The organism is Pseudoxanthomonas sp. Soil82 (assembly GCF_040446535.1).
GTDB lineage: Bacteria > Pseudomonadota > Gammaproteobacteria > Xanthomonadales > Xanthomonadaceae > Pseudoxanthomonas > Pseudoxanthomonas kaohsiungensis.
Genome location: NZ_JBEAAK010000001.1, coordinates 623555 through 649588, shown reverse-complemented (window position 1 = coordinate 649588; position 26034 = coordinate 623555). Strand labels below are relative to the sequence as shown.

The 26034-nt window shown below is 71.0% G+C and carries 22 protein-coding genes and 1 tRNA gene; 15 read left to right on the top strand and 8 right to left on the bottom strand.

The features are described from left to right. Window positions 1-62 precede the first annotated feature (62 nt). Genes ABKA19_RS02820 through ABKA19_RS02810 form a run of 3 tightly spaced genes read left to right on the top strand, consistent with a single transcriptional unit; the run spans window position 63 to window position 2134 of the window. Window positions 63-1031, top strand: coding sequence for an NAD-dependent epimerase/dehydratase family protein (locus tag ABKA19_RS02820; RefSeq protein WP_353687555.1), 969 nt, complete (start codon window positions 63-65; stop codon window positions 1029-1031). A 31-nt stretch (window positions 1032-1062) separates the two neighbouring features. Continuing rightward, complete coding sequence (locus ABKA19_RS02815; protein ID WP_353687554.1) at window positions 1063-1785, top strand: glycosyltransferase family 2 protein; 723 nt, start codon at window positions 1063-1065, stop codon at window positions 1783-1785. A gap of 1 nt (window position 1786) precedes the next feature. After that, a complete protein-coding gene (locus ABKA19_RS02810) occupies window positions 1787-2134 on the top strand; it encodes a lipid-A-disaccharide synthase N-terminal domain-containing protein (protein ID WP_353687553.1) in 348 nt (115 codons plus the stop codon). Here ABKA19_RS02810 and ABKA19_RS02805 read toward each other — a convergent pair whose 3' ends face one another. Continuing rightward, window positions 2135-2275, bottom strand: coding sequence for a hypothetical protein (locus tag ABKA19_RS02805; RefSeq protein WP_162376131.1), 141 nt, complete (start codon window positions 2273-2275; stop codon window positions 2135-2137). Window positions 2276-2506: 231 nt separating this feature from the next. On the opposite strand from ABKA19_RS02805, the gene ABKA19_RS02800 reads away from it, so the two are divergent. From ABKA19_RS02800 to ABKA19_RS02780, 5 genes are all read left to right on the top strand, one after another. Beyond that, the gene (locus tag ABKA19_RS02800) at window positions 2507-4321 is read left to right on the top strand and encodes a DUF885 domain-containing protein (protein WP_353687552.1); all 1815 of its coding nucleotides are present in this window, start codon (window positions 2507-2509) and stop codon (window positions 4319-4321) included. A 253-nt stretch (window positions 4322-4574) separates the two neighbouring features. Beyond that, a complete protein-coding gene (rpmB, locus tag ABKA19_RS02795) occupies window positions 4575-4811 on the top strand; it encodes a 50S ribosomal protein L28 (RefSeq protein WP_162376129.1) in 237 nt (78 codons plus the stop codon). Window positions 4812-4824: 13 nt separating this feature from the next. Then, window positions 4825-4989 carry a 50S ribosomal protein L33 gene (rpmG, locus tag ABKA19_RS02790; protein ID WP_013536507.1) on the top strand — a complete coding sequence of 55 codons (165 nt, stop codon included), beginning with the start codon at window positions 4825-4827 and terminating at the stop codon, window positions 4987-4989. A gap of 130 nt (window positions 4990-5119) precedes the next feature. After that, a complete protein-coding gene (gene cls / locus ABKA19_RS02785; protein ID WP_353687551.1) occupies window positions 5120-6535 on the top strand; it encodes a cardiolipin synthase in 1416 nt (471 codons plus the stop codon). A gap of 37 nt (window positions 6536-6572) precedes the next feature. Next, window positions 6573-7961 (top strand): FAD/NAD(P)-binding protein, encoded by a 1389-nt coding sequence (locus ABKA19_RS02780; RefSeq protein ID WP_353687550.1) that lies wholly within the window; start codon window positions 6573-6575, stop codon window positions 7959-7961. A 133-nt stretch (window positions 7962-8094) separates the two neighbouring features. Here ABKA19_RS02780 and ABKA19_RS02775 read toward each other — a convergent pair whose 3' ends face one another. From ABKA19_RS02775 to ABKA19_RS02765, 3 genes are read right to left on the bottom strand one after another with little or no spacing between them, the layout of a single operon-like run. Further along, complete coding sequence (locus ABKA19_RS02775) at window positions 8095-8601, bottom strand: gluconokinase (protein ID WP_353687549.1); 507 nt, start codon at window positions 8599-8601, stop codon at window positions 8095-8097. Further along, entirely contained in the window at window positions 8598-10970 is a 2373-nt protein-coding gene (locus tag ABKA19_RS02770) for a GH36-type glycosyl hydrolase domain-containing protein (RefSeq protein WP_353687548.1), read from the bottom strand. Before ABKA19_RS02770 ends, ABKA19_RS02775 begins: the two co-directional genes overlap by 4 nt. Continuing rightward, the gene (locus ABKA19_RS02765; protein ID WP_353687547.1) at window positions 10967-12364 is read right to left on the bottom strand and encodes an MFS transporter; all 1398 of its coding nucleotides are present in this window, start codon (window positions 12362-12364) and stop codon (window positions 10967-10969) included. The genes ABKA19_RS02770 and ABKA19_RS02765 overlap by 4 nt, the downstream gene beginning before the upstream one ends. Window positions 12365-12540: 176 nt before the next feature. Between ABKA19_RS02765 and ABKA19_RS02760 the strand changes: the two genes are divergently transcribed. From ABKA19_RS02760 to ABKA19_RS02745, 4 genes are all read left to right on the top strand, one after another. Continuing rightward, on the top strand, window positions 12541-16002 hold the full coding sequence (locus tag ABKA19_RS02760) for a hybrid sensor histidine kinase/response regulator (RefSeq protein ID WP_353687546.1): 3462 nt from the start codon (window positions 12541-12543) through the stop codon (window positions 16000-16002). Window positions 16003-16099: 97 nt separating this feature from the next. Further along, the gene (locus tag ABKA19_RS02755) at window positions 16100-16510 is read left to right on the top strand and encodes a hypothetical protein (RefSeq protein ID WP_353687545.1); all 411 of its coding nucleotides are present in this window, start codon (window positions 16100-16102) and stop codon (window positions 16508-16510) included. An 86-nt stretch (window positions 16511-16596) separates the two neighbouring features. Continuing rightward, window positions 16597-18483 (top strand): copper resistance system multicopper oxidase, encoded by a 1887-nt coding sequence (locus ABKA19_RS02750; RefSeq protein WP_353687544.1) that lies wholly within the window; start codon window positions 16597-16599, stop codon window positions 18481-18483. 281 nt (window positions 18484-18764) lie between these two features. Beyond that, the gene (locus tag ABKA19_RS02745; protein WP_353687543.1) at window positions 18765-19577 is read left to right on the top strand and encodes a copper resistance protein B; all 813 of its coding nucleotides are present in this window, start codon (window positions 18765-18767) and stop codon (window positions 19575-19577) included. Window positions 19578-19682: 105 nt separating this feature from the next. Here the strand turns inward: ABKA19_RS02745 and ABKA19_RS02740 are convergent, their stop codons facing one another. The 4 genes from ABKA19_RS02740 to dtd all read right to left on the bottom strand — a co-directional run bounded on the left by ABKA19_RS02740 (window position 19683) and on the right by dtd (window position 22819). After that, the gene (locus ABKA19_RS02740; RefSeq protein WP_353687542.1) at window positions 19683-20021 is read right to left on the bottom strand and encodes an outer membrane lipoprotein; all 339 of its coding nucleotides are present in this window, start codon (window positions 20019-20021) and stop codon (window positions 19683-19685) included. Window positions 20022-20207: 186 nt separating this feature from the next. After that, window positions 20208-20283, bottom strand: a tRNA-Ile gene (locus tag ABKA19_RS02735). A 114-nt stretch (window positions 20284-20397) separates the two neighbouring features. After that, window positions 20398-22257 (bottom strand): RNA polymerase sigma factor RpoD, encoded by a 1860-nt coding sequence (gene rpoD, locus ABKA19_RS02730; protein ID WP_162376080.1) that lies wholly within the window; start codon window positions 22255-22257, stop codon window positions 20398-20400. 121 nt (window positions 22258-22378) lie between these two features. Continuing rightward, window positions 22379-22819, bottom strand: a complete 441-nt coding sequence (dtd, locus tag ABKA19_RS02725; RefSeq protein ID WP_162376079.1) for a D-aminoacyl-tRNA deacylase — start codon at window positions 22817-22819, stop codon at window positions 22379-22381. Window positions 22820-22943: 124 nt separating this feature from the next. On the opposite strand from dtd, the gene ABKA19_RS02720 reads away from it, so the two are divergent. The 3 genes from ABKA19_RS02720 (at window position 22944) to ABKA19_RS02710 (ending at window position 26024) form a co-directional block, all read left to right on the top strand. After that, entirely contained in the window at window positions 22944-23870 is a 927-nt protein-coding gene (locus ABKA19_RS02720; protein WP_353687541.1) for a lauroyl acyltransferase, read from the top strand. A 103-nt stretch (window positions 23871-23973) separates the two neighbouring features. Beyond that, a complete protein-coding gene (locus ABKA19_RS02715) occupies window positions 23974-24498 on the top strand; it encodes a PH domain-containing protein (protein WP_353687540.1) in 525 nt (174 codons plus the stop codon). Next, complete coding sequence (locus tag ABKA19_RS02710; protein ID WP_353687539.1) at window positions 24495-26024, top strand: PH domain-containing protein; 1530 nt, start codon at window positions 24495-24497, stop codon at window positions 26022-26024. The genes ABKA19_RS02715 and ABKA19_RS02710 overlap by 4 nt, the downstream gene beginning before the upstream one ends. Window positions 26025-26034: the final 10 nt, after the last annotated feature.

The following is a 26034-nucleotide window of genomic DNA, read 5'->3' as shown; positions in this document are numbered from 1 at the left end:
ACGGGCGATTCCCTGTTCATCCGGCGCTTGCGACAATGCCGGCAGCTGCCACGGGCTCCCCCATGACCGTCCTCGTCACAGGCGCCGCCGGCTTCATCGGCGCCTACACCTGCCAGGCCCTGGCCGCACGCGGCGAGCGTGTCGTCGGCCTGGACAACCACAACGATTACTACGATCCGCAGCTCAAGCGCGACCGGGTCGCCGCGCTCTGCCCGGGCCTGGACATCCGCCACCTGGACCTGGTCGATCGCGACGGCATGGCAGCGCTGTTCGACGAAGTCCGCCCCGATCGCGTCGTCCACCTGGCCGCGCAGGCCGGCGTGCGTTATTCGCTGCAGAACCCGCATGCCTACGTCGCCAGCAACCTCGACGGCTTCGTCAACGTGCTCGAACTGTGCCGCCACCGCGGCATCGCCCACCTGGTCTACGCATCCAGCAGCTCGGTTTACGGCGACTCGGCCACCCCGCCGTTCTCCGAGGACCAGCGCATCGACCGGCCACGCTCGCTGTACGCGGCGACCAAGGCCGCCAACGAGCTGATGGCCTACACCTACGCCCAGCTGTACGGGCTGCGTGCCACCGGCCTGCGCTTCTTCACCGTGTACGGCCCCTGGGGCCGGCCGGACATGGCGCCACTGCTGTTCTCGCGCGCGGTGCTGGCCGGGCGGCCGATCGAGGTGTTCAACCACGGCCGCATGCGCCGCGACTTCACACATGTTTCCGACATCGTCGACGGCATCCTGGGCGCGCTCGACCGGCAGGCTGGCGGCGCAGGCGTGCCGCACGAGGTGTTCAACCTCGGCAACCACACGCCGGTCGAGCTCGAGCGCTTCATCGCCGTCATCGAACAGGCGGCCGGCCGGCCCGCGCTCAAGGAGTACCGCCCGATGCAGCCCGGCGACATGATCGAGACCATGGCCGACACCTCGCGGGCGCACGCGGCGTTCGGTTTCGACCCGCGCACCCCGATCGAAGGCGGCCTGCCGCCGGTCGTGCACTGGTGCCGCGCCTACTTCGGCGACGCGGCCTGAACCACATCCCTTCCCCTTCGCAAGCGACGCCATGAACCCACCCGAGCTTTCCGTCGTCGTCCCGGTGTTCAACGAACGCGACAACATCCCTCCGCTGGTGGGCGAGATCGTCGCCGCCCTGCGCGGCCGCGCCGCCTTCGAGATCGTCTATGTCGACGACCACTCGAAGGACGACTCCCTCGCCGTGCTGCAGTCCCTCAAGGCGCAGGTGCCGGAGCTGCGCGTGCTGCACCATGCCAGCCAGAGCGGGCAGAGCACGGCCGTGCGCAATGGGGTCAAGGCCGCGCGCGGGGCGTGGATCGCCACCCTCGACGGCGACGGCCAGAACGACCCGGCCGACATCCCGAAGCTGATGGCCGCCCGCGATGCCGCCGCGCCGGAGGTCAAGCTGTTCGCCGGCTGGCGCGTGGACCGGCGCGACTCCGGCTCCAAGCGCTGGGCCAGCCGCTGGGCCAACGTGATCCGCGCGCGGATGCTGCGCGACGACACCCCCGACACCGGCTGCGGGATCAAGCTGTTCGAGCGCGCGGTGTTCCTCGACCTGCCCTACTTCGACCACATGCACCGCTACCTGCCGGCGCTGGTCCAGCGCGCGGGCTGGAAGACGGTCAGCGTGCCGGTCGCGCACCGGCCGCGCACCACCGGCGTGTCCAAGTACAACAACCTGGGCCGGGCGCTGGTCGGCATCCGCGACCTGCGCGGGGTGGCCTGGCTGATCACCCGCAGCCGCCGCACGGCGGTGGAGGAGCGCTGAGATGGAGGCAGGGCTGTTCGACCTGAACCGGCAGCTGGAATGGCTGGCCTGGAGCGGCCTGCACGTCACCGGCTGGAAGCTGATCGGCTATACCGGTGCGTTGATGTTCGGTGCGCGCTGGCTGGTGCAGTTCGTCGCCACCCGGCGCGCCGGCCGGCCGGTGATCCCGCGCCTGTTCTGGTACATGAGCGTGGTCGGCAGCGTGATGACGCTGAGCTACTTCCTGTTCTCGGCCAAGCAGGACTCGGTCGGCGTTCTGCAGAACCTGTTCCCGACTTTCGTCGCGCTGTACAACCTCGTGCTCGACATCCGCCATCGCGGCTGGCGGCGCGACCGCGGCACGCACTAGCTAGTCGCCGCGGCGCGAACCGCGCACCTTGCGACGGATGAACACCGCCAGGGCGATGCCCAGGCCGAACATGACCAGGCTGCCGCCGATGGCAAGCCAGCCGACGGGTTCGAGCAGGATTTCCCGCAGTATGGGGTGCATTTCGTTGGCCCTCCGGACGATGGCCCGACCATATCGCCCGTACGCACGCGCGCATTGATTGCGATCAACCGGGGGCGCGCGGTGCGCATGCATGCAGGTCCGCGGCACCCGAACCGCGCGATCCGCCGGTAGCGACGCGACCGCGGTCACGGGCCCTCACGACTTTCGGGCCATGGGCCCGGATGCATGGGGATGGGATCATCGGGGCCTCCCCGCATGCCCCGACCTTCCATGATCCGTCCCCTGGCCGTCGCCCTCCTGCTCGCCCTGTCCCTGCCCGCAGCGATCGCGGCGCATGCCGGGCCGCCCGTCGCAGCCACCGTCAACGAGGTCGACGCCCGCTTCGAGGCGATCTACGGCAAGGAATGGACCTGGCGCCAGGCGCAGAACGGCCTGGGCGACGAGGACAGCGTCGCCGAGGAAGGCAACCTCAATCCGCGCCTGCCGGACGTTTCGGCCGCGGCGCAGCAGGCGCGCCTGGACGTCTGGAACGAAGTGCTGCGCCAGCTCGATGCGCTGGACACCGCACAGCTGTCGGAAGCCAACCGGATCAACCTGGCGATCTACCGTGCCCAGGTCCAGGACCTGGCCGACGACGTCCGCCTGCGCGGCTACCAGATGCCGTTCAACTCGGACAGCTCGTTCTGGTCCAACCTGAACTTCATGGCCCGCCGGCCGATGCAGACCGCGGCCGCATATCGCGCCTACATCGCACGCCTCCACGACGTCCCGCGCTACTTCGACCAGCAGGTGGCGAACATGCGCGACGGCCTGGCGCGCGGTTTCAGCGTGCCGCGCCCGGTGCTGGAGGGACGCGAAGGTTCGATCGCCGCGGTCGCCGACCTGGAGGACCCGACCGCATCGGCGCTGTATGCGCCGTTCAAGGACCTGCCGGCGCGGATCCCCACCGCCGAACAGCAGGCGCTGCGCGAAGCGGCGCGGGCGGCGATCGCCGAGTCGGTGATCCCGGCTTTCGCGCGCCTGCGGGTGTTCTTCCGCGACGAATACGTGCCACGGGCCCGCACCACCCTGGCGGCCAGCGCGATGCCCGACGGCAAGGCCTGGTACCGCCAGCAGATCCGCCGCTACACCACGCTGGACCTGACCCCGCAGCAGATCCACCGCATCGGCCTGGACGAAGTGGCGCGGATCCAGGGCGAGATGGACGCCATCATCGACCAGCTCGGCTTCGACGGCGGCAGCGAGGCGACCCGGTTCCAGGACTTCCTGCGCTTCCTGCGCACCGACCCGCAGTTCTACGTGGCCGAGCCGCAGCAGCTGCTCGACCGTGCCGCCTGGATCTCCAAGCGCGTGGACGGCCAGATCGGGCGCTACATCGGCACCCTGCCGCGCGGCCGCTTCACCATCGTGCCGGTGCCCGACGACATCGCCCCGTTCTGGACCGCCGGCCGCGGCGGCCTGGGTACCTACTGGGTCAACACCTACGACCTGCCCTCGCGGCCGCTGTACAACCTGCCGGCGCTGACCCTGCACGAATCCTCCCCCGGCCACGCGCTGCAGGCGGCGCTGAGCCAGGAGCAGGAGGCGCTGCCGGCGTTCCGCCGCGACAGCTACATCTCCGCCTATGGCGAAGGCTGGGCGCTGTACACCGAGAAGCTGGGCAAGGAGATGGGCATCTACGAGACGCCGTACGAGGACTTCGGCCGGCTGACCTACGAGATGTGGCGGGCCAGCCGCCTGGTGATCGACACCGGCATCCACCACTACGGCTGGAGCCGCGACCGGGCGCTGGCCTACCTGCGCGAGCGCACCGCCCTGTCCGAGCACGAGATCACCACCGAGGTCGACCGCTACATCTCCTGGCCCGGCCAGGCGCTGAGCTACAAGCTGGGCGAGATCGCCATCGTCGGCCTGCGCGCCCGGGCCGAGACCGAGCTGGGCGAGCGCTTCGACATCCGCGCCTTCCACGACGCCATCCTGGCCGAGGGCTCGGTGCCGCTGCCGGTGCTGGAGGCGCGGATCGGCGCCTTCATCGCCGCGGCCAGGGCCGGCGAGGCCGCTGGCGGGTCGCCCCGGGCGCCCTGAACGTCCGGCGCCGGGGCTGCTCCCCCGCATGAATCCCGGTTGCAATCAGCCACTTGCCCCGGCATAATGCGCGGCTCGCTGTGTCCGGCCCGTCCGGATCGGCGGCCCGGGAGCGCGATCCGGGGCCGCCACAACGGTCGAATCCCTTCCCGCATCGCGTACGGCCCATCCCGCCTTTGCCAGGCAACGGGGGAGAGGCCGCGGGGCCGCCGTCTCCCGGGCTATGGGCGACACCAGACCTTTCGAGGTGCGTATGTCCCGCGTTTGCCAAGTTACCGGCAAGGGCGTGCAGACCGGCAACAACGTCTCGCACGCAAACAACAAGACCCGCCGCCGTTTCCTCCCCAACCTGCACGAGCGCCGCTTCTGGGTGGCCTCCGAGAACCGTTGGGTGAAGCTGCGTGTTTCCACCGCTGCCCTGCGCACCATCGACAAGAACGGCATCGACTCCGTTCTGGCCGAGCTGCGCGCGCGCGGCGAGAAGATCTGAGGAGTAATCGACCATGGCTTCCAAGCGCGACAAGATCCGCCTGATCTCCTCGGCCGGCACCGGCCACTTCTACACCACCGACAAGAACAAGAAGAACACGCCCGGCAAGATGGAGATCAAGAAGTACGATCCGACCATCCGCAAGCACGTGATCTACAAGGAAGGCAAGATCAAGTAAGCCTTCCGGCTGCCGGGCCCGCGCCCGGTTCGATCCGCAAAAGCCCGCCTCCAGGCGGGCTTTTGCGTTGTGGCGCCGGCGGCGCGGTTTCCGGGCAGAATCGGGGCTCCCGCCCCGAACCGGCCGCGCCATGGACTACTGGACGCTCGGCACCACCCTGCTGGCCCTGGACTGGAGCATCCGCCTGGCCGCGCTGTGGTGGATCCCCAGCCGCTCGGTGCCCGCCGCGGCGCGCAGCTGGCTGCTGCTGGTGTTCTTCCTGCCGCTGCTGGGCCTGCCGCTGTACCTGCTGGTCGGCCAGCCGTGGATCTCGAGGCAGCGCCGCCGGCGCCAGGACCAGGCCTCGGCGGCGATCCGCGAGGGCCAGTTGCCGCAGCGCGCGTTGCGCTGGGAGCCGCCGCCGACCGGGCCTGCCGCGGAAACGGTGCCGCTGGTGGAACGGATGGGCGACTTCATGCCGGTGCGCGGCAACGCGGTTGAACTGCTCGACGACTACGACGGCTCGATCGCCGCGCTCATCGCCGACATCGACGCGGCGCGCGAGCGCGTGCACCTGTTGTACTACCTGATGTTCGACGACGCGGTCGGCGCCGCGGTGGCCGATGCGCTCAGGCGCTCGGCCGGCCGTGGCGTGCGCTGCCGGGTGCTGCTCGACGCGGTCGGCGCCAAGCGTGGCTACCGGCGCTTCGCCGCGCCCTTGCGCGCGGCCGGCGTGGACGTGCACCGGATGATGCCCGGCGGCCTGCGCTGGCGGCGCAGCAGCCGCATGGACCTGCGCAACCACCGCAAGATCGCGGTGATCGACGACCACGTGGGCTACGTCGGTTCGCAGAACCTGGCCGACGCGGTGTTCGTCCCCGGCCATCCGAACCGCGAGCTGGTGGCGCGCGCGCGCGGACCGATCGTCTCGCACATGGAGGCCGTGTTCGCCAGCGACTGGTACCTGGAGACCGGCGAGACGCTCGAGGTCTCGCCGCTGCGCCCGGTGCACGCCGACGACGTGGCCGCGCAGCTGCTGCCCAGCGGTCCGGCCTATCCGTTCGGCAACGCGGGCGAGACCGTCAACTCGCTGATCCACCTGGCCCAGCACCGGCTGGTCCTGACCACGCCGTACTTCGTCCCCGACGACGCGACCATGAGCGCGTTGCGCATTGCCGCGCTCTCCGGGGTGGACGTGCAGCTGATCCTCTCGGCGACCAACAACAAGCGCCTGCTGCTGCTGGCGCAGCAGTCCTATTACGAGGAACTGCTCGAGGCGGGGGTCCGGATCGCGCTGTACCAGCCGCATTTCATGCATGCCAAGCACCTGAGCGTGGACGACTCGGTCGCACTGGTCAGCTCGATCAACCTGGACATCCGTTCGTTCGCGCTGAACGCCGAGATCGGCCTGCTCTGCTACGACGCGGGCGTGGTGGCGCGGATGCACGAGATCGAGGCCGATTACCTGTTGCACTCGGAGATGCTGTCGCTGGACCAGTGGCGCCGGCGACCGTCCTGGCGGCGCAGCCTGGAAGGGCTCTCGCGCCTGGCCGATTCGTTCATGTAGCCCCGCCGCCGCGGGGCCGACCGGTAGAATCGCCCGCATGCAGTCCGGTTTCGACATCGCGATCATCGGTGGAGGCGCCTCCGGCACCTTGGCCGCGATCCAGTGCCTGCGACGGGCCGCCTCGCCGCTGCGGATCGTCCTGTTCGAGCCGAGCGGGCGACCGGGCCGCGGCGTGGCCTATTCGACCGAACGTCCCGAGCACCTGCTCAACGTGCCGACCGGGCGGATGAGCGCGTTCGCCGACCGGCCCGACGACTTCCTCGACTGGCTGGCGGCACGCCCCGGCCACGCCGGTAGCGGCCGGGAAGCACTGGCGCGCGGCTATGCGCCGCGGCGCGACTATGCGGCCTACCTGGCCGATCGCCTCGAGGCCGTACGCGCGGCCAGCGTCGCCACGCTGGAGGTGGTGCCGCAACGGATCGCCACGCTGCAACGCCAGCACCGCACCTGGCGGCTGGAATGGCCGGGCGGGCAGGCGGATGCGACCCGCGTGCTGCTCGCCGCCGGCAACGCGCCGCGGCCGCTGCCGGTGCGCGGGTCCGGTTCGCTCGCGCGGCCGCGCCTGGTCGATGCCTGGGACTACGCCGGGGTCGCCGCGATCGACGCCGCCGCGGACGTGTGCATCGTCGGCACCGGCCTGAGCATGGCCGACGCGGTGGTGACCCTGGCCGCGAACGGCCATCGCGGCCATATCCACCTGCTTTCGCGCCACGGCCTGCTGCCGCTGGCGCACGCATGCACGCACGAAGTGCATGGGTTCGAGGTGGACGCGCTGCATCCGCTGGGCGCGCGCGAACGGCTGCGCGCCCTGCGCCGGCAGATGCGCGCCGCCGCCTCGCATGGCCTGCCCTGGCAGGCGGTGATGGAACGGCTGCGCCCGCATGGCCAGGCGCTGTGGCGCTCGCTGCCGGCCGTCGAGCAGCGCCGCTTCCTGCGCCATGCGGCACGCCACTGGGACATCCACCGGCACCGGGTCGCCCCGGCGGTGCATGCGGTGCTGCAGGACCTGCGCGAAGCCGGCCGGCTGCACGTGCACCGCGCGCGGCTGGACATGGCGCTGGCCGGCGAGCGCTGCGTGCAGCTCACCGCGCGCACCCGCAACGGCGGCCTGCTGGCGCTGGACGTGGACCACGTCATCAATGCCACCGGCCTGGAAATGCGCGTGCAGGCCATGCGCAACCCGTTGCTCGACCAGCTGCTCGGCGATGGCCATGCATGCGCGGGCGCGCATGGCATCGGCCTGGCCACGGACCGGGAAGGCCGGATGCTCGACGCCGCCGGCGATGCGCAGGACGACCTGCGCGTGATCGGCAGCCTGCGCGTGGGCGAGGCCTGGGAGAGCATCGCCATCCCCGAACTGCGCGTGCAGGCCGAAGCCGTCGCCCGCGACTGGCTCGGCGACGATCCCGTCGCGCCCTCCATGTAGGAGCCGATCCTCATCGGCGACACCGAGGTGGATGCCAGATCGACTTCCGCTGGCCTGCCCGCTCCTTATTGCAAAGGCGATGCCCGCCACGCTGTTCGCGCGCACGCTGGCGGTCGCCGCGCCTGCGCCGACCCTACACCAGCGCCGCCAGCGCCTGCGCCAGCTGCTCCTCCGGCGCCAGTGCGACCGCCAACGCGGTGACATCCGCTTCGCCGCGCGGATCCTCGAGTGCGTCGAACTGGCTGTCGAGCAGCGACACCGGCATGTAGTGGCCGCTGCGTGCGCGCATGCGCTCGGCGATCAGCGACGCATCGCCCTCCAGGAACAGGAAACGCATCGGCAGTCCGGTGGCGCGCAGCAGGTCGCGGTGGCCACGGCGCAGTCCCGAGAAGGCCAGGGTGACCCGTTCGCCCGCGGCGACCCGCCGCCGCAGCTCCGCGGCGATGCGCTTGACCCACGGAACCCGCATCGCGTCGGTCAGCGGCCGGCCGCTGGCCATCCACGCCCGCGCCTCGTCGCTGTGGAAGTCGTCCGCGTCCAGGAACGTCGCCGTCCAGGCAGCGGCCAGCGCGCGCGCCAGGGTGGTCTTGCCGCTCCCCGACACGCCCATCACCACGGCTACGGTTGCAGCGCCACTCATGCCGGCAGCTCCACCCGCACCCGGTAGCGGTGCCCGGCCTCGATCGAAGGCAGGCGGCCGCCGGCGAGCAACGCGCCGTCGGCCCACACCCGCGTTTCGGTCGCGTCGGCGACGCGCTCGATCTCCACCTCGAACTCGGCGCCGCGGAACCGCCGCCACGCCGACGCACGCGTCCAGTGCGACGGCAGCTGGGGTTCGATGCGCAGGCCCGCGCCATCACCGCGCAGCCCGAACAGGCGCTCCACCAGGCAGCGGTAGAGCCAGGCCGCGGTGCCGGTGTTGAACAGCTGGCTGGAGCGGCCGGCGGTACGCGGATGCAGCCGCCAGGCACCGCGGTAGTAATTGGGCACGAACACCGGCAGCTGCCCGCGCTGCACGCACTCGGCCTCATCCGGCCCGGTCAGCATCGCGCGCAGCACCTGCCAGGCCCGGTCGGCCTCGCCGACGTGGTACAGGCTGTGCAGGTAGAACGCGGCGGCGTGGTTGTACACGGCGCCGTTTTCGGCCGAGCCGGGGAACTTCTGGGTCAGCCGGCCGACGTCGTCGCGCATGCCGGTGTAGGGCGGATCGAGCATCGCCACGCCGTGCGGCGAGACCAGCTGCGCATCGACCGCGGCCAACAACCGCCCGCGCCGTTGCGGATCGGCCGCGCCGCTGAGCATCGCCCAGCTCTGCGGGTTGAGGTAGATGCGACCCTCGGCATCGGCGGCCACGCCGAAGGCGACGCCATCGTCGGTAATGCCGCGGCCGTACCAGTCGCCGTCCCACAGGTGGGCGTTCATCGCGTCGTTGAACGCCTGGGCGCCTTGGCGGAACGCCACGGCCTCCGCCGCGCGCCCGCGGCGCGCGCAGATGTCCGCCCACAGGCCGAGCGCATGCGCGCTGGCCAGCGACAGCCAGCCGGAGACCCCGCGCCCCTGCCAGCCGACCATGTTCATCGGATCGCACCAGTCGCCCTGGGCGATGAAGCTCAGCCCGCGCTCGTCGCGCTGCCGCAGCAGCCAGTGCATGGCCTGGTCGATCCGCTCGGCCACGCTGGCGCCGCGGCCGTCGCCGTCGACCACCGGTTCGTCGAGTAGGGCGTCGTCGCCGGTCTCGTCCAGGTACGCCTGCAGGCACACCGGCAGCCACACGCAATGGTCGGTATGCGGCACCTGGTTGATGTACTTCAGCTCCGCGCCTTCCACGAGCAGGATGCCGTCGGGCATCGCGCCGCTGGCTTCCTGCTGCGACAGCGCATGCAGGATGGCCGCGCGCGCCGTGGCCGGGCGCAGGTACGCCATCCCCATGTGATCCTGCAGGTAGTTGCGCGTCTGCGGGTCGGTGGTCAGGCGGTTGGAATCGCCGTGGTAGTAGACCTGGCGGGGCAGCCAGTGGTTGGCGAAACCGTCGAACCACGGATCGGGCGTGCGGATGCGCAGGCAGCCGCGGCCTTCGTCGAGGTAGGCCGCCGTGGCGGCGGCCGCCTCGGCGAAAGCGCGCGCGGACAGGTGGCGCGCGCGCAGCGCGGCGACCTGCGCGTCGTCGCGCGCCGGCGCGAACACGAAGCGGTACTCCTGCTCTTCGCCCGGCTCCAGCGCCAGCCGATACTGCAGCGCCGCCACCGGCGTCTCGTACAGGGCATCGCCGCAGGACAGGCGCTCCTGCCCGGTGATCGCATCGGGCGCGCGCAGCCCGCCTTCGCCTTCGAACGCGGCCTGGTTGGCCTCCCAGGCATCAGGCATGCGCTCGGCGACCAGCACGGTGCGGTCGAGGAAATCGCGCTGGCGGAAGTAGTCGGCGACCTTCTGGTACGGGGTGACGCTCTGGCAGACGATCGCGCCCAGGTCGGCGCGCCAGGCGCCGGACTGGTTCATCCACGACATGTAGCCCACCGGGAAGTACGGATACACGCTGAGCCGCCGCGCGCGTCCGGAACGGTTGCGCACGCGCAGCGTCCACAGCTCGGCCACGTCCTCGGCGGCCAGCAGCACCGCCAGTTCCACCTCGATGCCATCGCATGCCACCGTCCACGCCGCGTCGCCCGTGCCGACCGAGAACGCGAAACTGTCGGGGGCGCGGTTGACCGGTGCATGCGGCGCGGAGAACAGCAGCGGCCCGTCCTCGTCCTTGACGTAGCAGAAGCGCCCCGGGTGGTGGGCGTAGTACGGCTGCTCCGGCTGCATGAAGGTCCTGGCTTCCAGCGTCGGCGCATGCGCGTATTTGGCCGGTTCGGGCTGCATGAACTGCGCGGTGGCGTAACCCCGGCAGTTGAGCTGGAGCAGCATGCGCCGGTTCCACAGGAACGTGGACGCCTGCGGCATGGCAGTGGCGCTGTCGAGCACGACGCGCTGCCCGCCGGCCTCGAACCTGCAGGGCGCGCCGCTCATGCCGCCGCCTCGCGCCGCGCGCGCAGGTCCGACTGGATCCGGGCCAGGGCCGGGTCGTCGAGCGGATAGAACCGCATCACCCAGGCCGCCAGCAGCGCCACCACGCCCGGGACCACGGTCAGCAACAGCACGATCCCCAGCCGCGAGGCATCGCTCTGCGCCTGGTTGGCGACGTAGCCCATCGCGGCCAGGCCCCAGGCGATCAGCGCCGACGCCAGCGCGCCGCCCAGCTTCTGCGAGAAGGTAGCCGCGGCGAAGGTCATCGCGGTGGCCCGGCGGCCGGTCTTCCACTCGGTGTAGTCGGCGCAGTCGGCGTACATGGAGAATGCCAGCGGCGACTTCGGACCGAGCAGCAGCCCGATCGCGAAGTTGAGCGCCAGCAGCGCGCCGATGGCGTCGCGCGGGACGAAGTACATCGCGCAGCTGAGCACGCCGACGCCGGCCATCAGCCAGGCCAGCAGCCGCTTCTTGTCGGCGAAGCGGGTGAGCAGGGGCGTCGACGCCGCGCCGATCGCCAGCGCGATCGAGTAGCTGCCGAGGAAGGCGCCGGTCAGTTCCGGCCGCTCGACGTGGTACTTGAGGAAGTACACCAGCGAGCCGCTGCGCATGACGATGGTGACCATGATGATCAGCGCGAGCGCGAACAGGACCAGCCAGGGCCGGTTGTGCAGCAGGTCCAGCAGGTCCTGCCGCACGGGCGTGCGCTGCGCCTGGCGCGGCGGTTCGATGCGTTCTCGCGTGGACAGGAACACCGTGGCGAAGCAGGCGATCGCGACCAGCCCGTACAGGCCCAGGGTCAGCTGCCAGCCCAGGGCCTCGTCGCCGCGGCCGAGCCAGCGAACCAGGTCCAGGGTCAGCCAGTTGACCACGGTGGTGCCGGCGAACGCGGCGATGAAGCGGAAGCTGATCAGGGTGGTGCGCTGCTGGCTGTCGGCGGTCATCACGCCCGACAGCGCCGAGTACGGCATCGCCAGCACCGTATAGGCCAGCATCATCAGGCTGAAGGTGGCATAGGCCCACAGCAGGCGGCCGCCGCCCTCCAGGCCCGGCACGGTCCAGGTGAGCACGCCGGCCACCGCCAGCGGCAGCGCGCCCCACAGCATCCATGGCCGGAAGCGGCCCCAGCGCGTGCTCGTCCGGTCGGCGAGGGCGCCCATGAGCGGATCGGTGACCGCGTCGAATATCTTGGTCACCAGCAGCATGGTGCCGACCGCCGCCGCGGCCAGGCCCATGACGTCGGTGTAGAAGATCAGCAGGAACGCCGAGATGTTGGCCCAATACAGGTTGAAGCCGAAATCGCCGATTCCGTAGCCGACCTTCTCGCGCAGCGGCAGGCGCCGATCGCCTTCGCCCGTGCCCGGATGCGTTTTCGCGCCCTTCCCACCCTGCTGCATGCCCGTGGTCCCTTGGTGGCGCGCGCGTTGGCGGGCCACCGGGCCCACCCGGCCTGGCGCCTGGTTCGACATCAGGGGCGAGCTTGCCGTCGCAGGACCCGGCAGGCAAGCGCGACCGTACGCGCGGTGACCATGCGCAGCAGTACACTCGCAGGCCCGGGCTGAGGAGGACCGCCTTGGTCCCGAGCTGGATCCTGCTGCTGGTATCGGTCGGCTACGCCGCACTGCTGTTCGCGGTGGCGTGGTGGGGCGACCGCCGCCCGATGTATCCGGACCGGCCGTGGCTGCGGCCGGCGGTCTACAGCCTGGCGCTGGCCGTGTACTGCTCGTCATGGACGTTCTACGGCGCGGTCGGCAGCGCCGTGCGCAACGGGATCGGCTACCTCCCGATCTATCTCGGACCGCTGTTGCTGCTGTTGTTCGGCTGGCGGATCATCGAACGGCTGGCGCTGATCGCGCGCAGCCAGAACACGGTGTCCATCGCCGACTTCATCTCCGCCCGCTACGGCCGTTCCCGGCGCCTGGCCGCGCTGGTCACCGTGATCGCGCTGGTCGGCGTGGTGCCCTACGTGGCACTGCAGTACAAGGCGGTGGCGATGAGCCTGACCGTGCTGTCGGGCCAGGATGCCGGCCAGGTCGGGATCGCCGCCGACCCGGCGCTGTACGTGGCCCTGCTGATGGCCCTGTTCGCGGCCCTGTTCGGCACCCGCCAGGTCGACGCCACCGAGCACCACCACGGCATGATGCTGGCCATCGCGCTGGAATCGCTGGTCAAGCTGGTGGCGATGGTGGCGGTCGGCCTGTTCGCCTGGAGCTGGCTGGGCGGGCACCAGACCCGGATCGCCGACTCGGCCAGGACCCTGTTCCAGGAGTCGCCGCCGGTCGGCTTCCTCGCCCAGACCCTGCTCAGCTTCCTCGCCATCGTCTGCCTGCCGCGCCAGTTCCAGGTGGCGGTGGTCGAATGCGGCGACGTCGCCGACATCCGCAAGGCGCGCTGGATGTTCGGCGCGTACCTGCTGGTGATCTCGTTGATGGTGGTGCCGATCGCCTCGGCGGGCGTGGCGCTGTTCGGCGGCAACGGCGGCGTGTCCAGCGACACCTTCGTGCTGGCGTTGCCGTTGGCCGAGGGCCGCGATGCGCTGGCGCTCGCGGCCTACGTCGGCGGGTTCTCCGCCGCCACCGGGATGGTCATCGTGGCGAGCATCGCGCTGGCCACGATGGTCAGCAACGACCTGGTGATGCCGGTGCTGCTGCGCCGCGGCTGGGGTGAACGCCATGCCGCTGCCGACGTCGCTTCGCTGGTGCTTTGGGTGCGGCGCCTGTCGATCCTGCTGCTGGCGCTGGCCGCCTATGCGTACTACCGCTGGATCGGCGGCGACACGACCCTGGCGGCCTATGGCCTGATGGCCTTCGCCGCGGTGGCGCAGTTCGCGCCGGGCCTGATCGGCGGCCTGTACTGGCGCGGCGCCAGCCGGCGCGGCGTGGAGTTCGGGCTGCTGGCCGGCTTCGCCACGTGGATCTACACGCTGCTGCTGCCGGCGCTATCCAGTTCCGGGCACTTCGACCAGGCCTGGATCGAGGCCGGCCCGTTCGGGCTGCACTGGCTGCGCCCGCAGCAGCTGTTCGGCCTCAGCGGCTGGGACCCGCTCACCCACGGCACGTTCTGGTCGCTGTTGCTCAACAGCGCGGTGATGATGCTGGTGTCCGCGCGCTGGCGGCCCAGCGTCGACGAGCGGCTGCGGATCGCGCCGTTCCTCGACCCCTATGCAGAGCGGCAGACCCTGGTGCCGACCGAGTGGCCGGGCAACGTCAGCATCGGCGACCTGCTCGCGCTGGCGGTGCGGATCGTCGGCGAACGCCACGCACGCCGCGCCTTCGCCGAGCAGGCGATCGCGCTCGGCCGCGAACTGCAGCCGGCGGCCGCGGCCGACCGGGCCTGGATCCAGTTCACCGAGCGGCTGCTGGCGGCCTCCATCGGCGCCGCCTCGGCGCGCCTGGTGCTGACCAGCGTGTTGCGCGGCTCGGGCATGCACCTGAGCGAGGTGATGTCGCTGCTCGACGAAGCCGGCCAGGAGTTGCGCTTCAACCGCGAGATCCTCTCCACGACCCTGGAGAACATCAGCGCCGGCGTCAGCGTGGTCGATCCGGACATGCGCCTGGTGGCGTGGAACCGCCGCTACCAGCAGATGTTCGGCTATCCGGCGGGCATGCTCTACGTCGGCCGTCCGGTCGCCGACCTGATCCGCTACAACGCCGAACGCGGCGAACTGGGCGACGGCGAGATCGAGGTCCAGGTGCGCCGGCGCATCGAGCACATGCGCAACGGCCGGCCGCATGTGTTCGAGCGGGTGCGCGCCGACGGCAGCGTGATCGAGATGCGCGGCCAGGCCCTGCCCGGCGGCGGCTACGTCACCAGCTACAACGACATCACCGCCTACAAGCATGCCGAGCAGGCGCTGCGCGAAGCCAACGAGAACCTGGAGCAGCGCGTGGCTGAACGCACCCGCGAGGCGGAGAACGCCCAGCAGTCGCGGACCCGCTTCCTGGCCGCGATCAGCCACGACGTGCTGCAGCCGCTCAACGCCGCGCGCCTGTTCGCCTCGGCGCTGCGCGACAGCGGCCAGCCGGACGAGCAGCAGCACCTGGCCGAGCGCGTGGACGCCTCGCTGCGCGCGGCCGAGGAACTGCTCGACGGCCTGCTCGACGTCTCCCGGCTCGACACCGGCGCGCTGCAGGCGGACGTGCGCGCGTTCGACGCCGGCGAGCTGCTGCGCGAACTGGCCGCCCAGTACGCGCCGGTGGCGGCCGGCCGCGGGCTGGACCTGCGCGTGCACGCCCGTGCCTGCCATGTCCGCAGCGATCGTCGCCTGCTGCGCCGCGTGCTGCAGAACTTCCTCGCCAACGCCCTGCGCTACACCCGCCAGGGCCGGATCGTGCTGGGCATGCGCGTGCACGGCGACGAAGTCGCGCTGCAGGTCTGGGATTCCGGTCCGGGCATTCCCGAGCAGCACATGCGCCAGATCTACGACGAGTTCCACCGCTACCAGCAGCCCTTCGACTGGGGCGAGCGCGGCCTCGGGCTGGGCCTGTCGATCTGCCAGCGCATTTCGCGCCTGCTCGAGCACCGGCTGGACGCGCGCAGCGCGGTGGGGCGCGGCAGCATGTTCTCGATCACCGTGCCGCGCGCCGCCGCGGCCCCGCCGATGCCGGCGCCACGGTCGGCCTCCGGCCTGCCGGATCCGGGCTCGCTGGCCGGACTGCGGGTGCTGTGCGTGGACAACGACCAGGAGATCCTGGACGGCATGCGCGCCCTGCTTTCGCGCTGGCAGGCCACCGCGATCACCGCCAGCACCGTGGACCAGGCGCTGGCGCGGGTGGTCGACAGCGCGCCGCAGGCGATGCTGGTCGACTACCACCTGCACGACCGCCTAGACGGCCTCGATGCGCTCGATGCGCTGCGCGCCGCCGGCGGGGCCATTCCAGGCGCCCTCCTCACCGCCGACGGCCGCGACGACCTCAAGCGCCACGCCCGCCAGCGCGGTTACCGGCTGCTGACCAAACCGGTGAAGCCGGCCTCGCTGCGTGCCTGGCTGGCCGCCCAGGTACCGGCAACGCAGAACGCCCGCGCCGACGCGTGAGCGCCGCCGCCGCAGGCTGGCCACGTTGTTCATGCGCCGTGCGTTGATCGATCGACCTTCCTGGCTTACCGTGGCGGCAGCCGTCCTGCCCCCACCGATGAACCTCCTGTCGCGCCTCGCCGTGTTCGTGTTCGTCCTGGCCCTGCTGCCAGGCGCGCCGGCGCACGCCCATGCGGCGGCCGGCGTCAGCACGTCGGCGGCGCCCACAGCGGTCGAGCGGCACGTGTCGTCCCCCTGCCACCAGGCACCGGCGACCACCGCGGACATGGACCTGCACCATGGGCAGGACAAGCCCGCCGGAACGACGTCGGCCGGCGACTGCTGCGCGGATGGCGACGGCACCCACCCCTGCGGCCCTGCATGCGCCTGCCCCTCCGCAGCGCCCGCGCTGGCGGGCACGGCATGCGCCGTGCCGACGGCGACGCCGTTCAACCGCCCGCAGGCCCGCGGTTCGGTCACCCGTGGCGGACCGGCCCCGGCGCCACCCAATCGCCCGCCGATCGGCTGACACGTCCCCGAGCCGCCGCCGCGCGCCCGCGCGGTCCCTCGTCGCGAGCCTGCGCATCGACTGCGCGGGACACCGCTGGATCCGTCATGACCGATACCCGTTCCTTCCCGCCTTCCTTTCCGGCGGCGCTGTCGCGCCGACGCTTCGTCCAGGGCCTGGCCTTCGCCGGGCTTGCCGGCGGCAGCGGGCTGCTGCGCGCGCCGGCGTTCGCCTCGACCGCCGCCGCAGGCGCCCTCACCGGCACCAAGTTCGACCTGGACATCGGTGCCACCACGGTGAACATCACCGGCCAGCCGCGCCAGGCGATCACCGTCAACGGCCGGCTGCCCGCGCCACTGCTGCGCTGGCGCGAGGGCGATACGGTCACCCTGCGCGTGGCCAACCGGCTCGCCGACGCGCCTACCTCGATCCACTGGCACGGCATCCTGCTGCCGGCCAACATGGACGGCGTGCCGGGCATGAGCTTCGACGGCATCGCGCCGGGCGAGAGCTGGCTGTACCGCTTCACCCTGCGGCAATCGGGCACCTACTGGTACCACAGCCATTCGATGTTCCAGGAGCAGGCCGGCCTGTACGGCGCGATCATCGTCGATCCGCTGCAGCCGCCCCCGTACCGCTACGACCGCGAGCACGTGCTGCTGCTGTCGGACTGGACCGACCTGGAACCTGCGGCGCTGTTCCGGAGGCTGAAGAAGGCCCCGTCCTACGACAACTACTACAAGCGCACCGTCGGCGACTTCGCCCGCGACGTGGGCGAGGACGGCCTGCGCGCCACGCTCGCCGACCGCGGCATGTGGGGCCGCATGCGGATGACCCCCAGCGACCTGTCCGACGTCAACGGGCACACCTACACCTACCTGCTCAACGGGCAGCCACCGGCGGGCAACTGGACCGGCCTGTTCCGGCCCGGCGAGAAGGTGCTGCTGCGCCTGGTCAATGCCGGCGCGATGACCTACTTCGACGTGCGCATCCCCGGGCTCAAGATGACCGTGGTCGCCGCCGACGGCCAGTACGTGCACCCGGTGACGGTCGACGAGCTGCGCATCGGCGCGGCCGAGACCTACGACGTGATCGTCGAACCGTCCGGCCAGGACGCCTACACGATCTTCGCCCAGGACATGGGCCGCACCGGCTTCGCCCGCGGCACGCTGGCGGTCCGCCATGGCCTGGCGGCACCGGTGCCGGCCAACGATCCGCGTCCCCTGCTGACGATGGAGGACATGGGCCACGGCGCGCACGACGGCCATGGGCCGTCGGCGGTGGAGGGCGGCTGCGGCGCGATGATGAAGCACGACGGCGAAGGCGGTTGCGGCGCGGCGATGGCGCATGGCGCGGAAGGTGGCTGCGGCGCGGCGATGTCATCGCCTGCCGACGCCAGCCAGGCCGGGACCGCAGCCGGTCCGGGCCACTCGATGCACGCGGCGTCCTCCCATGGCGTCGGTGCGGTCGTGCATCCGCCCAGCGAACGCGGCAACCCGCTGGTGGACATGCAGTCCTCGCCCACCGGGCCGCGCCTGGACGATCCCGGCATCGGCCTGCGCGGCAACGGCCGCCGCGTGCTCGCCTATGCCGACCTGCGCAGCCTGTTCGACGACCCCGATGGCCGCGAGCCCGGCCGCGAAGTGCAGCTGCACCTGACCGGGCACATGGAGAAGTTCGCCTGGTCGTTCGACGGGATCCCGTTCTCGAGCGCCGAGCCGCTGCGGCTCAACTACGGCGAGCGCATGCGCATCGTGCTGGTCAACGACACGATGATGCAGCACCCGATCCACCTGCACGGACTGTGGAGCGACCTGGAGGATGCCGACGGTGCGTTCCAGGTCCGCAAGCACACCATCGACATGCCGCCTGGCACGCGCCGCAGCTACCGCGTGCGCGCCGACGCACTCGGTCGCTGGGCCTACCACTGCCACCTGCTCTACCACATGGAAGCGGGCATGATGCGCGAAGTGCGCGTGGAGGAACGCGCATGAACCGGCCGTGGATGCTTGCCGCCGCCATCGCGGGCCTGCTTGCCTGGTCCGCCGACGCTCGCGCGCAAACGCCGCCGCACGACCATTCCGTGCAAGACGCGCAGGTCGGACACGACAGCGAAGCCCACCCCAGGCAAGAGCCAGCCGCGACTGCCGCGGCCGACGACGATCCGCATGGTGGCCACGCGGCGGTGCCGGGGTCCGTTGCGGATGATCATTCGGCGCATGCTGCGCATGCCGATCCCCATGGCGGTCATGCGCAGCACGCGCGGAAGGACAGCGTGCCACCCGCCTCCGCAACCATCGACCCGCATGCCGGGCACCGGATGAGCGCGTCCGACCCCCATGCCGGCCATGCAACACCGCCCGCCGCCGATGGACTGCCACGCGAACCGGTACCGGTGCCGACCGACGCCGACCGCGCTGCCGCGTTCCCGCTCTTGCACGAAGGCCACGCGCACGGGGCCCCGCTGAACAGCCTGGTCCGCTTCAACCGCTTCGAAGCCTGGGATGCGGATCCCGGCACCGGCCAGGCCTGGGAAGGCAGCGCCTGGTTCGGCGGCGACGTGCAGCGCCTGTGGCTGCGCAGCGAAGGCGAGCGCGAACACGGGCACACCACTGCTGCCGACATCGAGGTGCTCTATGGCCGTGGCATCAGTGCATGGTGGGATGTGGTGGCCGGCATCCGCCATGACTTCGCGCCAGGGCCGTCGCAGAGCTGGGCCGCGCTGGGCATGCAGGGCATGGCGCCATACAAGTTCGAGGTCTCGGCGACGGCCTATCTGGGCGAGCGTGGACACAGCGCTTTCGTCGCCGAAGCCGAGTACGAGCTGCTGCTGACCAACCGGCTGGTGCTGCAACCGGTGCTGGAGATCGAACTGCATGGCCAGGACGACCCGGCGCGCGGCATCGGCTCGGGCTTGTCCTCGGCCGAAGCCGGGCTGCGCCTGCGATACGAGGTCACCCGGCGTTTCGCACCCTATGTCGGCCTGGTCCACGAACGCAGCTTCGGCAACACCGCCGACTACCGCCGGGCCGAGGACGAGGCGACGCGCGAAACGCGCTGGGTGGCAGGCGTGCGTTGGTGGTTCTAGCCGATCGGGCCTGCATCGGCCTTCTTCCGACCCGAACATTGCGTGGCCGGCTGCGACAGCTGGCCACGCGCCTGGATCAGCACCGTGATTGCGTCGGTGAGACCCTCAGCGGGCCACCCGGGTCTGCGAGCCGTCATTGGTGACGCGCACGCGGTCGCCGACACGGTAGTCGCCCACCGACCCCGGCTGCACCACCACGATCGACTTGCCGGAGTCCAGGCGCACGGTGAACTCGACCGCTGGGGTGTCGCTGGTGAGGCGACGGCCACTCTCGATCGCCACCGCACGCACCGCCTCGAGGGTTCCCCACTCCACGCTCTGGACCTCGCCCGACACGCCACGCCCGAAGGTGTTGGCATCGCGCGGGGTACTGGCGCAGCCGGCAAGCACGCCGGCGGATACGAAGATCGACATCAGCACCGCCTTGCTGGCATTGCTTTTCATGGCTTTCTCCTGCTGGCTCGTGGAATGGACATCCAGCCTCGCCATTGGAGGGCAGCCCCGGCTGGCCACCGCGTCCTGCGGGCCGGCCAAACGTACCACCTTGTCAGCAGCCGGCGCACACGTGTTCGGGCGATGGTGACGACCGGCGCCCCGGACGGGGGCCGGACACCGCGCCGCCCGGGCATGTGGTGGGCCCACCAGGATTCGAACCTGGAACCAAGGGATTATGAGTCCCCTGCTCTAACCGTTGAGCTATAGGCCCGCGCAGAACGCGAGTGTAGTGGAGCCCGACCGGCAGCGGCCAGACCGGCACACCACGAATAAAAAAAGGCCCCGCGATGCGGGGCCCGTTGTTGCATGACGCCGGCACGATGGATCAGTCGATATCCAAGAAGCTCCGCAACTGCTCCGACCGGCTGGGGTGGCGCAGCTTGCGCAGCGCCTTGGCCTCGATCTGGCGGATGCGCTCGCGGGTGACGTCGAACTGCTTGCCGACTTCCTCGAGGGTGTGGTCGGTATTCATGTCGATGCCGAAGCGCATGCGCAGGACTTTGGCCTCGCGCGGGGTCAGCCCGGCCAGCACGTCGCGCACGGTCTCGGACAGGTTGATGTTGGTGGTGTTCTCGATCGGGGACTCCACGTTGGTGTCCTCGATGAAATCGCCCAGGTGCGAGTCCTCGTCGTCGCCGATCGGGGTCTCCATCGAGATCGGCTCCTTGGCGATCTTCATGACCTTGCGGATCTTGTCCTCGGGCATGTCCATTTCCTTGGCCAGCTCCTCCGGCGTGGCCTCGCGGCCGTACTGCTGGAGCATCTGGCGGGAAATGCGGTTGAGCTTGTTGATCGTCTCGATCATGTGCACCGGGATGCGGATGGTGCGCGCCTGGTCGGCGATCGAGCGGGTGATCGCCTGGCGAATCCACCAGGTGGCGTAGGTCGAGAACTTGTAGCCGCGGCGGTATTCGAACTTGTCGACCGCCTTCATCAGGCCGATGTTGCCCTCCTGGATCAGGTCCAGGAACTGCAGGCCGCGGTTGGTGTACTTCTTGGCGATGGAGATCACCAGGCGCAGGTTGGCCTCGACCATCTCCTTCTTGGCCTTGCGCGCCTTGGCTTCGCCGTAGGCCATCTGCCGGCCGATCTCGCGGATGTCGGCCAGGTCCAGGTGCATGGCCTGCTCGATGGCGATGGTGGCCTGCTGTTCGGCGACGATCTGGTCCTTGACCTCGCGCAGCGCCGACGACCACTTCTGCTTGCGCTTGAGCACCTCGTCCACCCACTCCAGGTTGACCTGGTTGCCTTCCCAGGCCCGGATGAAGTCCTTGCGCGGCATGTGCGCGACCACGGTGGCCAGGTGCAGCACGCGGCGCTCGTGGTCCTTGATCTCGCCCATCACCTCGCGCAGCTTGCGCACCAGGGTGTCGGTCAGGGCCAGCGGCAGCTTGAAGGTGACGAACTGCTCGGCCATCTCGCCGCGCATCTTGATCACGTTCTTGGCCTGCGGGCCGGCCTTGGCGTTGGCCTTCTTGAACTTGGCGTAGTCGGCGGCCAGCAGCTCCATCCGGCGCGCGACCTCGGCCGGATCCGGGCCGGTGGGGCCGGCTTCGGCCTCTTCGTCGTCGGCGACGTCCTCGTCTTCGTCCTCGTCGGCTTCGGCGTCGGTGTCGTCGACGGCCACGACCGGCGCCGGCTCCGGCACTTCCTCGACCAGGTCGTTGAAGCCGACCACGACTTCGGCCAGGCGCTTCTTGCCGGCCTTGTGCAGTTCGTACTCCTCGAGCAGCAGCTCGATCGACCACGGGAAGCTGCCCAGCGCGGCCTGGACCTGGCCCAGGCCTTCCTCGATGCGCTTGGCGATGGCGATCTCGCCCTCGCGGGTCAGCAGCTCGACCGTACCCATCTCGCGCATGTACATGCGCACCGGGTCGGTGGTGCGGCCGCCTTCCGAATCCAGCGCGGTCAGCGCGGCGGCGGCCTCCTCGGCGGCGGTATCGTCGATCTCGCGGTTGCCGGTGTTGCCGTCGTTGAGCAGCAGGGTTTCGGCATCGGGCGCGACTTCATGGACATCGATGCCCATGCCGTTGATCATGCCGATGATGTCTTCGATCTGCTCCGCGTCGACGATGTCGTCGGGCAGGTGGTCGTTGACCTCGGCGTAGGTCAGGTAGCCCTGCTCCAGGCCCTTGCTGATGAGCTGCTTGATTTCGGATTGCTGGGCTGGACGTTCGTTGGCCATGTGCGGCGCCACCGGCTTTGAGTGTGGTGAAGAGAACCTAGCATTATAACAGGGCACCGACCCTCGGGCCCTGCTTTCCTTGTGCGTCAACGACTTGCAGGCGGCTCGCGTTCAGCGCGACTCAGGCCCGGAGCAGGAAGGTGACCGGGCCGTCGTTGACCAGGCTGACCACCATATGGGCACCGAAGCGGCCGGTTTCCACCCCGCCGGCATGGGCCAGGCGGCACGATTCGGCCAGCCGGTTGAAAACCCGTTCAGCCTCCTCCGGCGCCGCCGCCGTACTGAAGCCCGGGCGCATCCCCGATGCGGTGTCCGCGGCCAGGGTGAACTGGCTCACCAGGAGCAGCCCGCCGCCCGAATCGGCCAGCGAACGGTTCATCCGGCCGGCATCGTCGGCGAAAACCCGGTAACCCAGCAGCCTCTGGGTCATTCGCGCCACCTGCGCGTCGTCGTCGCCCGGCTGCACGCCGACCAGCGCCAGCAATCCTTGGTCGATGCGGCCCACGATCTCGCCGTCGACCTCCACCGAGGCCCGGGTGACGCGCTGGATCAGGGCGAGCATGCGACGGGCTCCTAGGGTCGGGAGGCGACAGCATTGGCCGCGCGGGGCGGATTTGCCAACCGTCCGGGCACCGCGACGGCGCGCGACGGGCGGGCCGCGGCCGTTCGGCGGCTAGACTTGCGGCATGACCGCCCACCGCCAGGCCCGCCTGCTCGTCGCCGCCACCCGCCTGCTGGGCGCGCTGCCCTGGCCGGTGGTGTACGCGCTAGGCGACGGCATCGCCGCCCTGTGGCGGCTGGGCGACGCGCGCGAGAGCCGGGTCGCCCGGCGCAACCTCGAGCTCGCCTTCCCGGAAGTGCAGGGCGCCGAACGCGACGCCCTGCATCGCCGCATCCTGCGCACGACCGCGCGGCAGGCGCTGGAAACGCTCAAGCTCTGGACCCGGCCCCCGGCGGAGAACCTCGCCCTGATCCGGGAAGCGCACGGCGTGGCGCATTACGACCAGGCCCTGGCGGCCGGCCGCGGCGTGATCGTCGCCGCGCCCCACTTCGGCAACTGGGAGCTGCTGAACCAGTGGCTGGCGTCGCGCGGCCCGATCGCCATCGTCTACCGGCCGCCCGACTCGGCGGTGGGTGATGAGTTCCTGCAGCAGGTCCGCGGTGTGGACAACGTCCGCCAGGTCCGGGCCGAGGGCGCGGCGGTCCGCCAGCTGTGGAAGACGCTCAAGGAAGGCAGGGCGGTGGGGATCCTGCCCGACCAGCAGCCCAAGGCCGGCGACGGCGAGTTCGCGCCGTTCTTCGGCGTGCAGGCGCTGACCATGACCCTGCTGTCGCGCCTGGCCGAACGCACCGGCGCGCCGGTGCTGCTGGCCTGGTGCGAACGCATCGGCGACGGCCCCGGCTTCGCCCTGCACCTCGAACCGGCGCCGGCGGCGATCGGCGACCCGGATCCGGTCGCCGCCGTCGCCTGCCTCAATGCCGAGGTGGAGCGCATCACCCGGCGCGATCCCTCCCAGTACCAGTGGACGTACAAGCGCTACACGCTGCGGCCGCCGGGCAGCGGCGAGATCAATCCGTACGAGCGTCGCGAATGGGCCAAGCGCCCGGCCTAAGGCAGGCGGAACCGCAGGCTGCGCGGCGCGCCCACTGCTGCAGGCGCGCATCCGGCCGCGTGAACGCTTACGATCCGGTGACCTCCCCGACCCACGGAACTCCGTGACCGACTCTCCGGCCGCCAGCCCTCCTCCCCTGGATCCCGTCGTACCTGCCGCGACCGCCGACTGGCATCCGCTGCCGGCGCGAGGCGCACTGCTGCATGCGCTCGGGGTCGGCTTCGCATTCGCGCTGCCTGCCGCGTTCGGCGTCGGCCTGCTCGCCTCGGCGCTGCTGGAGGTGTCGCGGCTGCCAGCCGGCATCGTCGCCGGCCTGGCCGGCCTGGCGCTGGGCGCGCTGGTCGGCCGCCTGCGCCACCGGCGGATCGGCTGGAAGCTCGATGCCGACGGCTTCGCCACCCGCCGTGGCGGCCTGTGGCGCACCGAGACCCTGGTGCCGGTCTCGCGCGTGCAGCACCTGGACCTGGAGCGCGGCCCGCTCGAGCGCAGGCTCGGCCTGGCCACGCTGGTGGTGCATACCGCCGGCACCCGCATGGCCGCGGTGAAGCTGCCTCTGCTGGCGCTGGACGATGCCGAAGCGCTGCGCGCGCACCTGGCCCGCCAGGTCGAAGCCGACGACGCATTGTGAGCGGGCTGGACGCGTCCCCGGCCGCGCCGGCCGAGCAGCGGCTGCATCGGTGGTCGTGGCTGTTCGTGCTGCTGCAGCAGCTGCGGCAGTTCATCGTGCCGCTGGTGGTGCTGCTGTTTGCCGGGCGGCGCGGTGGTTCCGAGGGCTGGTGGGAGCTGGCGCCGTTGCTTGGCGTCGGTGCGCTGGTGCTGGTGTCGGTCCTGCAGTACTTCACCTACCGCTACCGGATCGGCCGCGACGGCATCACCATCCGCAGCGGCCTGCTGCAGCGCTCGCAGCGCGAGATACCGTTCGCGCGAATCCATAACGTGGGGCTGCACCAGTCGCTGCTGCACCGGCTGTTCGGCGTGGCCGAAGTGCGGCTGGAATCGGCCGGCGGGCAGAAGCCCGAGGCGCACATGCGCGTACTGGGCATCGACGATGCGCTGGCGCTGGAACGGCTGGTGCGGCACCACGGCGCCGAAGCGGTAGACGCCGCAGCGGTCGACGCCGGCGGGAACGGACAGGCGGACTCCGGCAGCCGTACGCTGCTGGCGCTGACGACCGCCGAGATCGTGCGCCTGGGCCTGGTGTCCAACCGCGGCATGATCGTGTTCGCCGCCGGCTTCGGCCTGCTCTGGCAACTGTTCCCGGACGAGCGGCTGATCGCGCGCTACGCCGAGGATTCGTTCCAGCAGGCGGCCGGGTACGCCGGCGAGCTGCACCTGGGCTGGCCCGGCATCGCCAGCGCCATGCTGGCGGTGGCCGGCCTGTTCGTGTTCCTGCTGCGGCTGCTCTCGGTCGCGCTGGCACTGAGCCAGTACCACGGTTTCCGCCTGAGCGAGACCCAGCGCCGGTTGACGGTCGAGCGCGGCCTGTTCGCACGCGTGCGCAGCAGCGTCGCCCCGCGCAGGATCCAGGCCTGGTTCCTGCAGGAGACGCTGCTGCACCGCTGGTTCGGACGGCGCAGCCTGCGCATCGACACCGCCACCGGCGGCCGCGAGGACGACCCGCGCAAGCTGCGCGAACTGGCGCCTATCGCCACTCCCGGCGCCTGCGATGCGCTGGCCCTGCACCTGCTGCCGGGCGCCGCCTGGCCGCCGGCGCACTGGCGCCCGCTGCCGCGCAATGCCTGGTGGCGGCAGTTCGCCGGCAGCGTCGCATGGAACCTGGTGGTCGCCGCGGCGCTGGCCTGGCAGCTGGGCGGCTGGGGGCTGCTGGTGCTGCTGTGGCTGCCCTGGTCGGCGTATGCGGCGTGGCGCCAGGCCGGCCGCATGGGCTATTCGGTCGACGCGCGCCTGGTCGCGGTGCGCGGCGGCTGGTGGTCGCGCTGGTGGCGCTTCGCCGAGATCGACAAGCTGCAGGCGCTGCGCCTGCAGCGCTCGCCGCTGGACCGCTGGCTGGGCACCGCGTCGCTGTGGATGGATACCGCCGGCGCCGGCGGGATGTCGCCGCCACTGCGCATCCGCTACCTGCCCGTGGAGGAGGCACGCGCCCTCTACGCGCAGCTCGGGCGCACCCTCGCCGCGCGGCGACTGCGCTGGTGAGCGGACGACC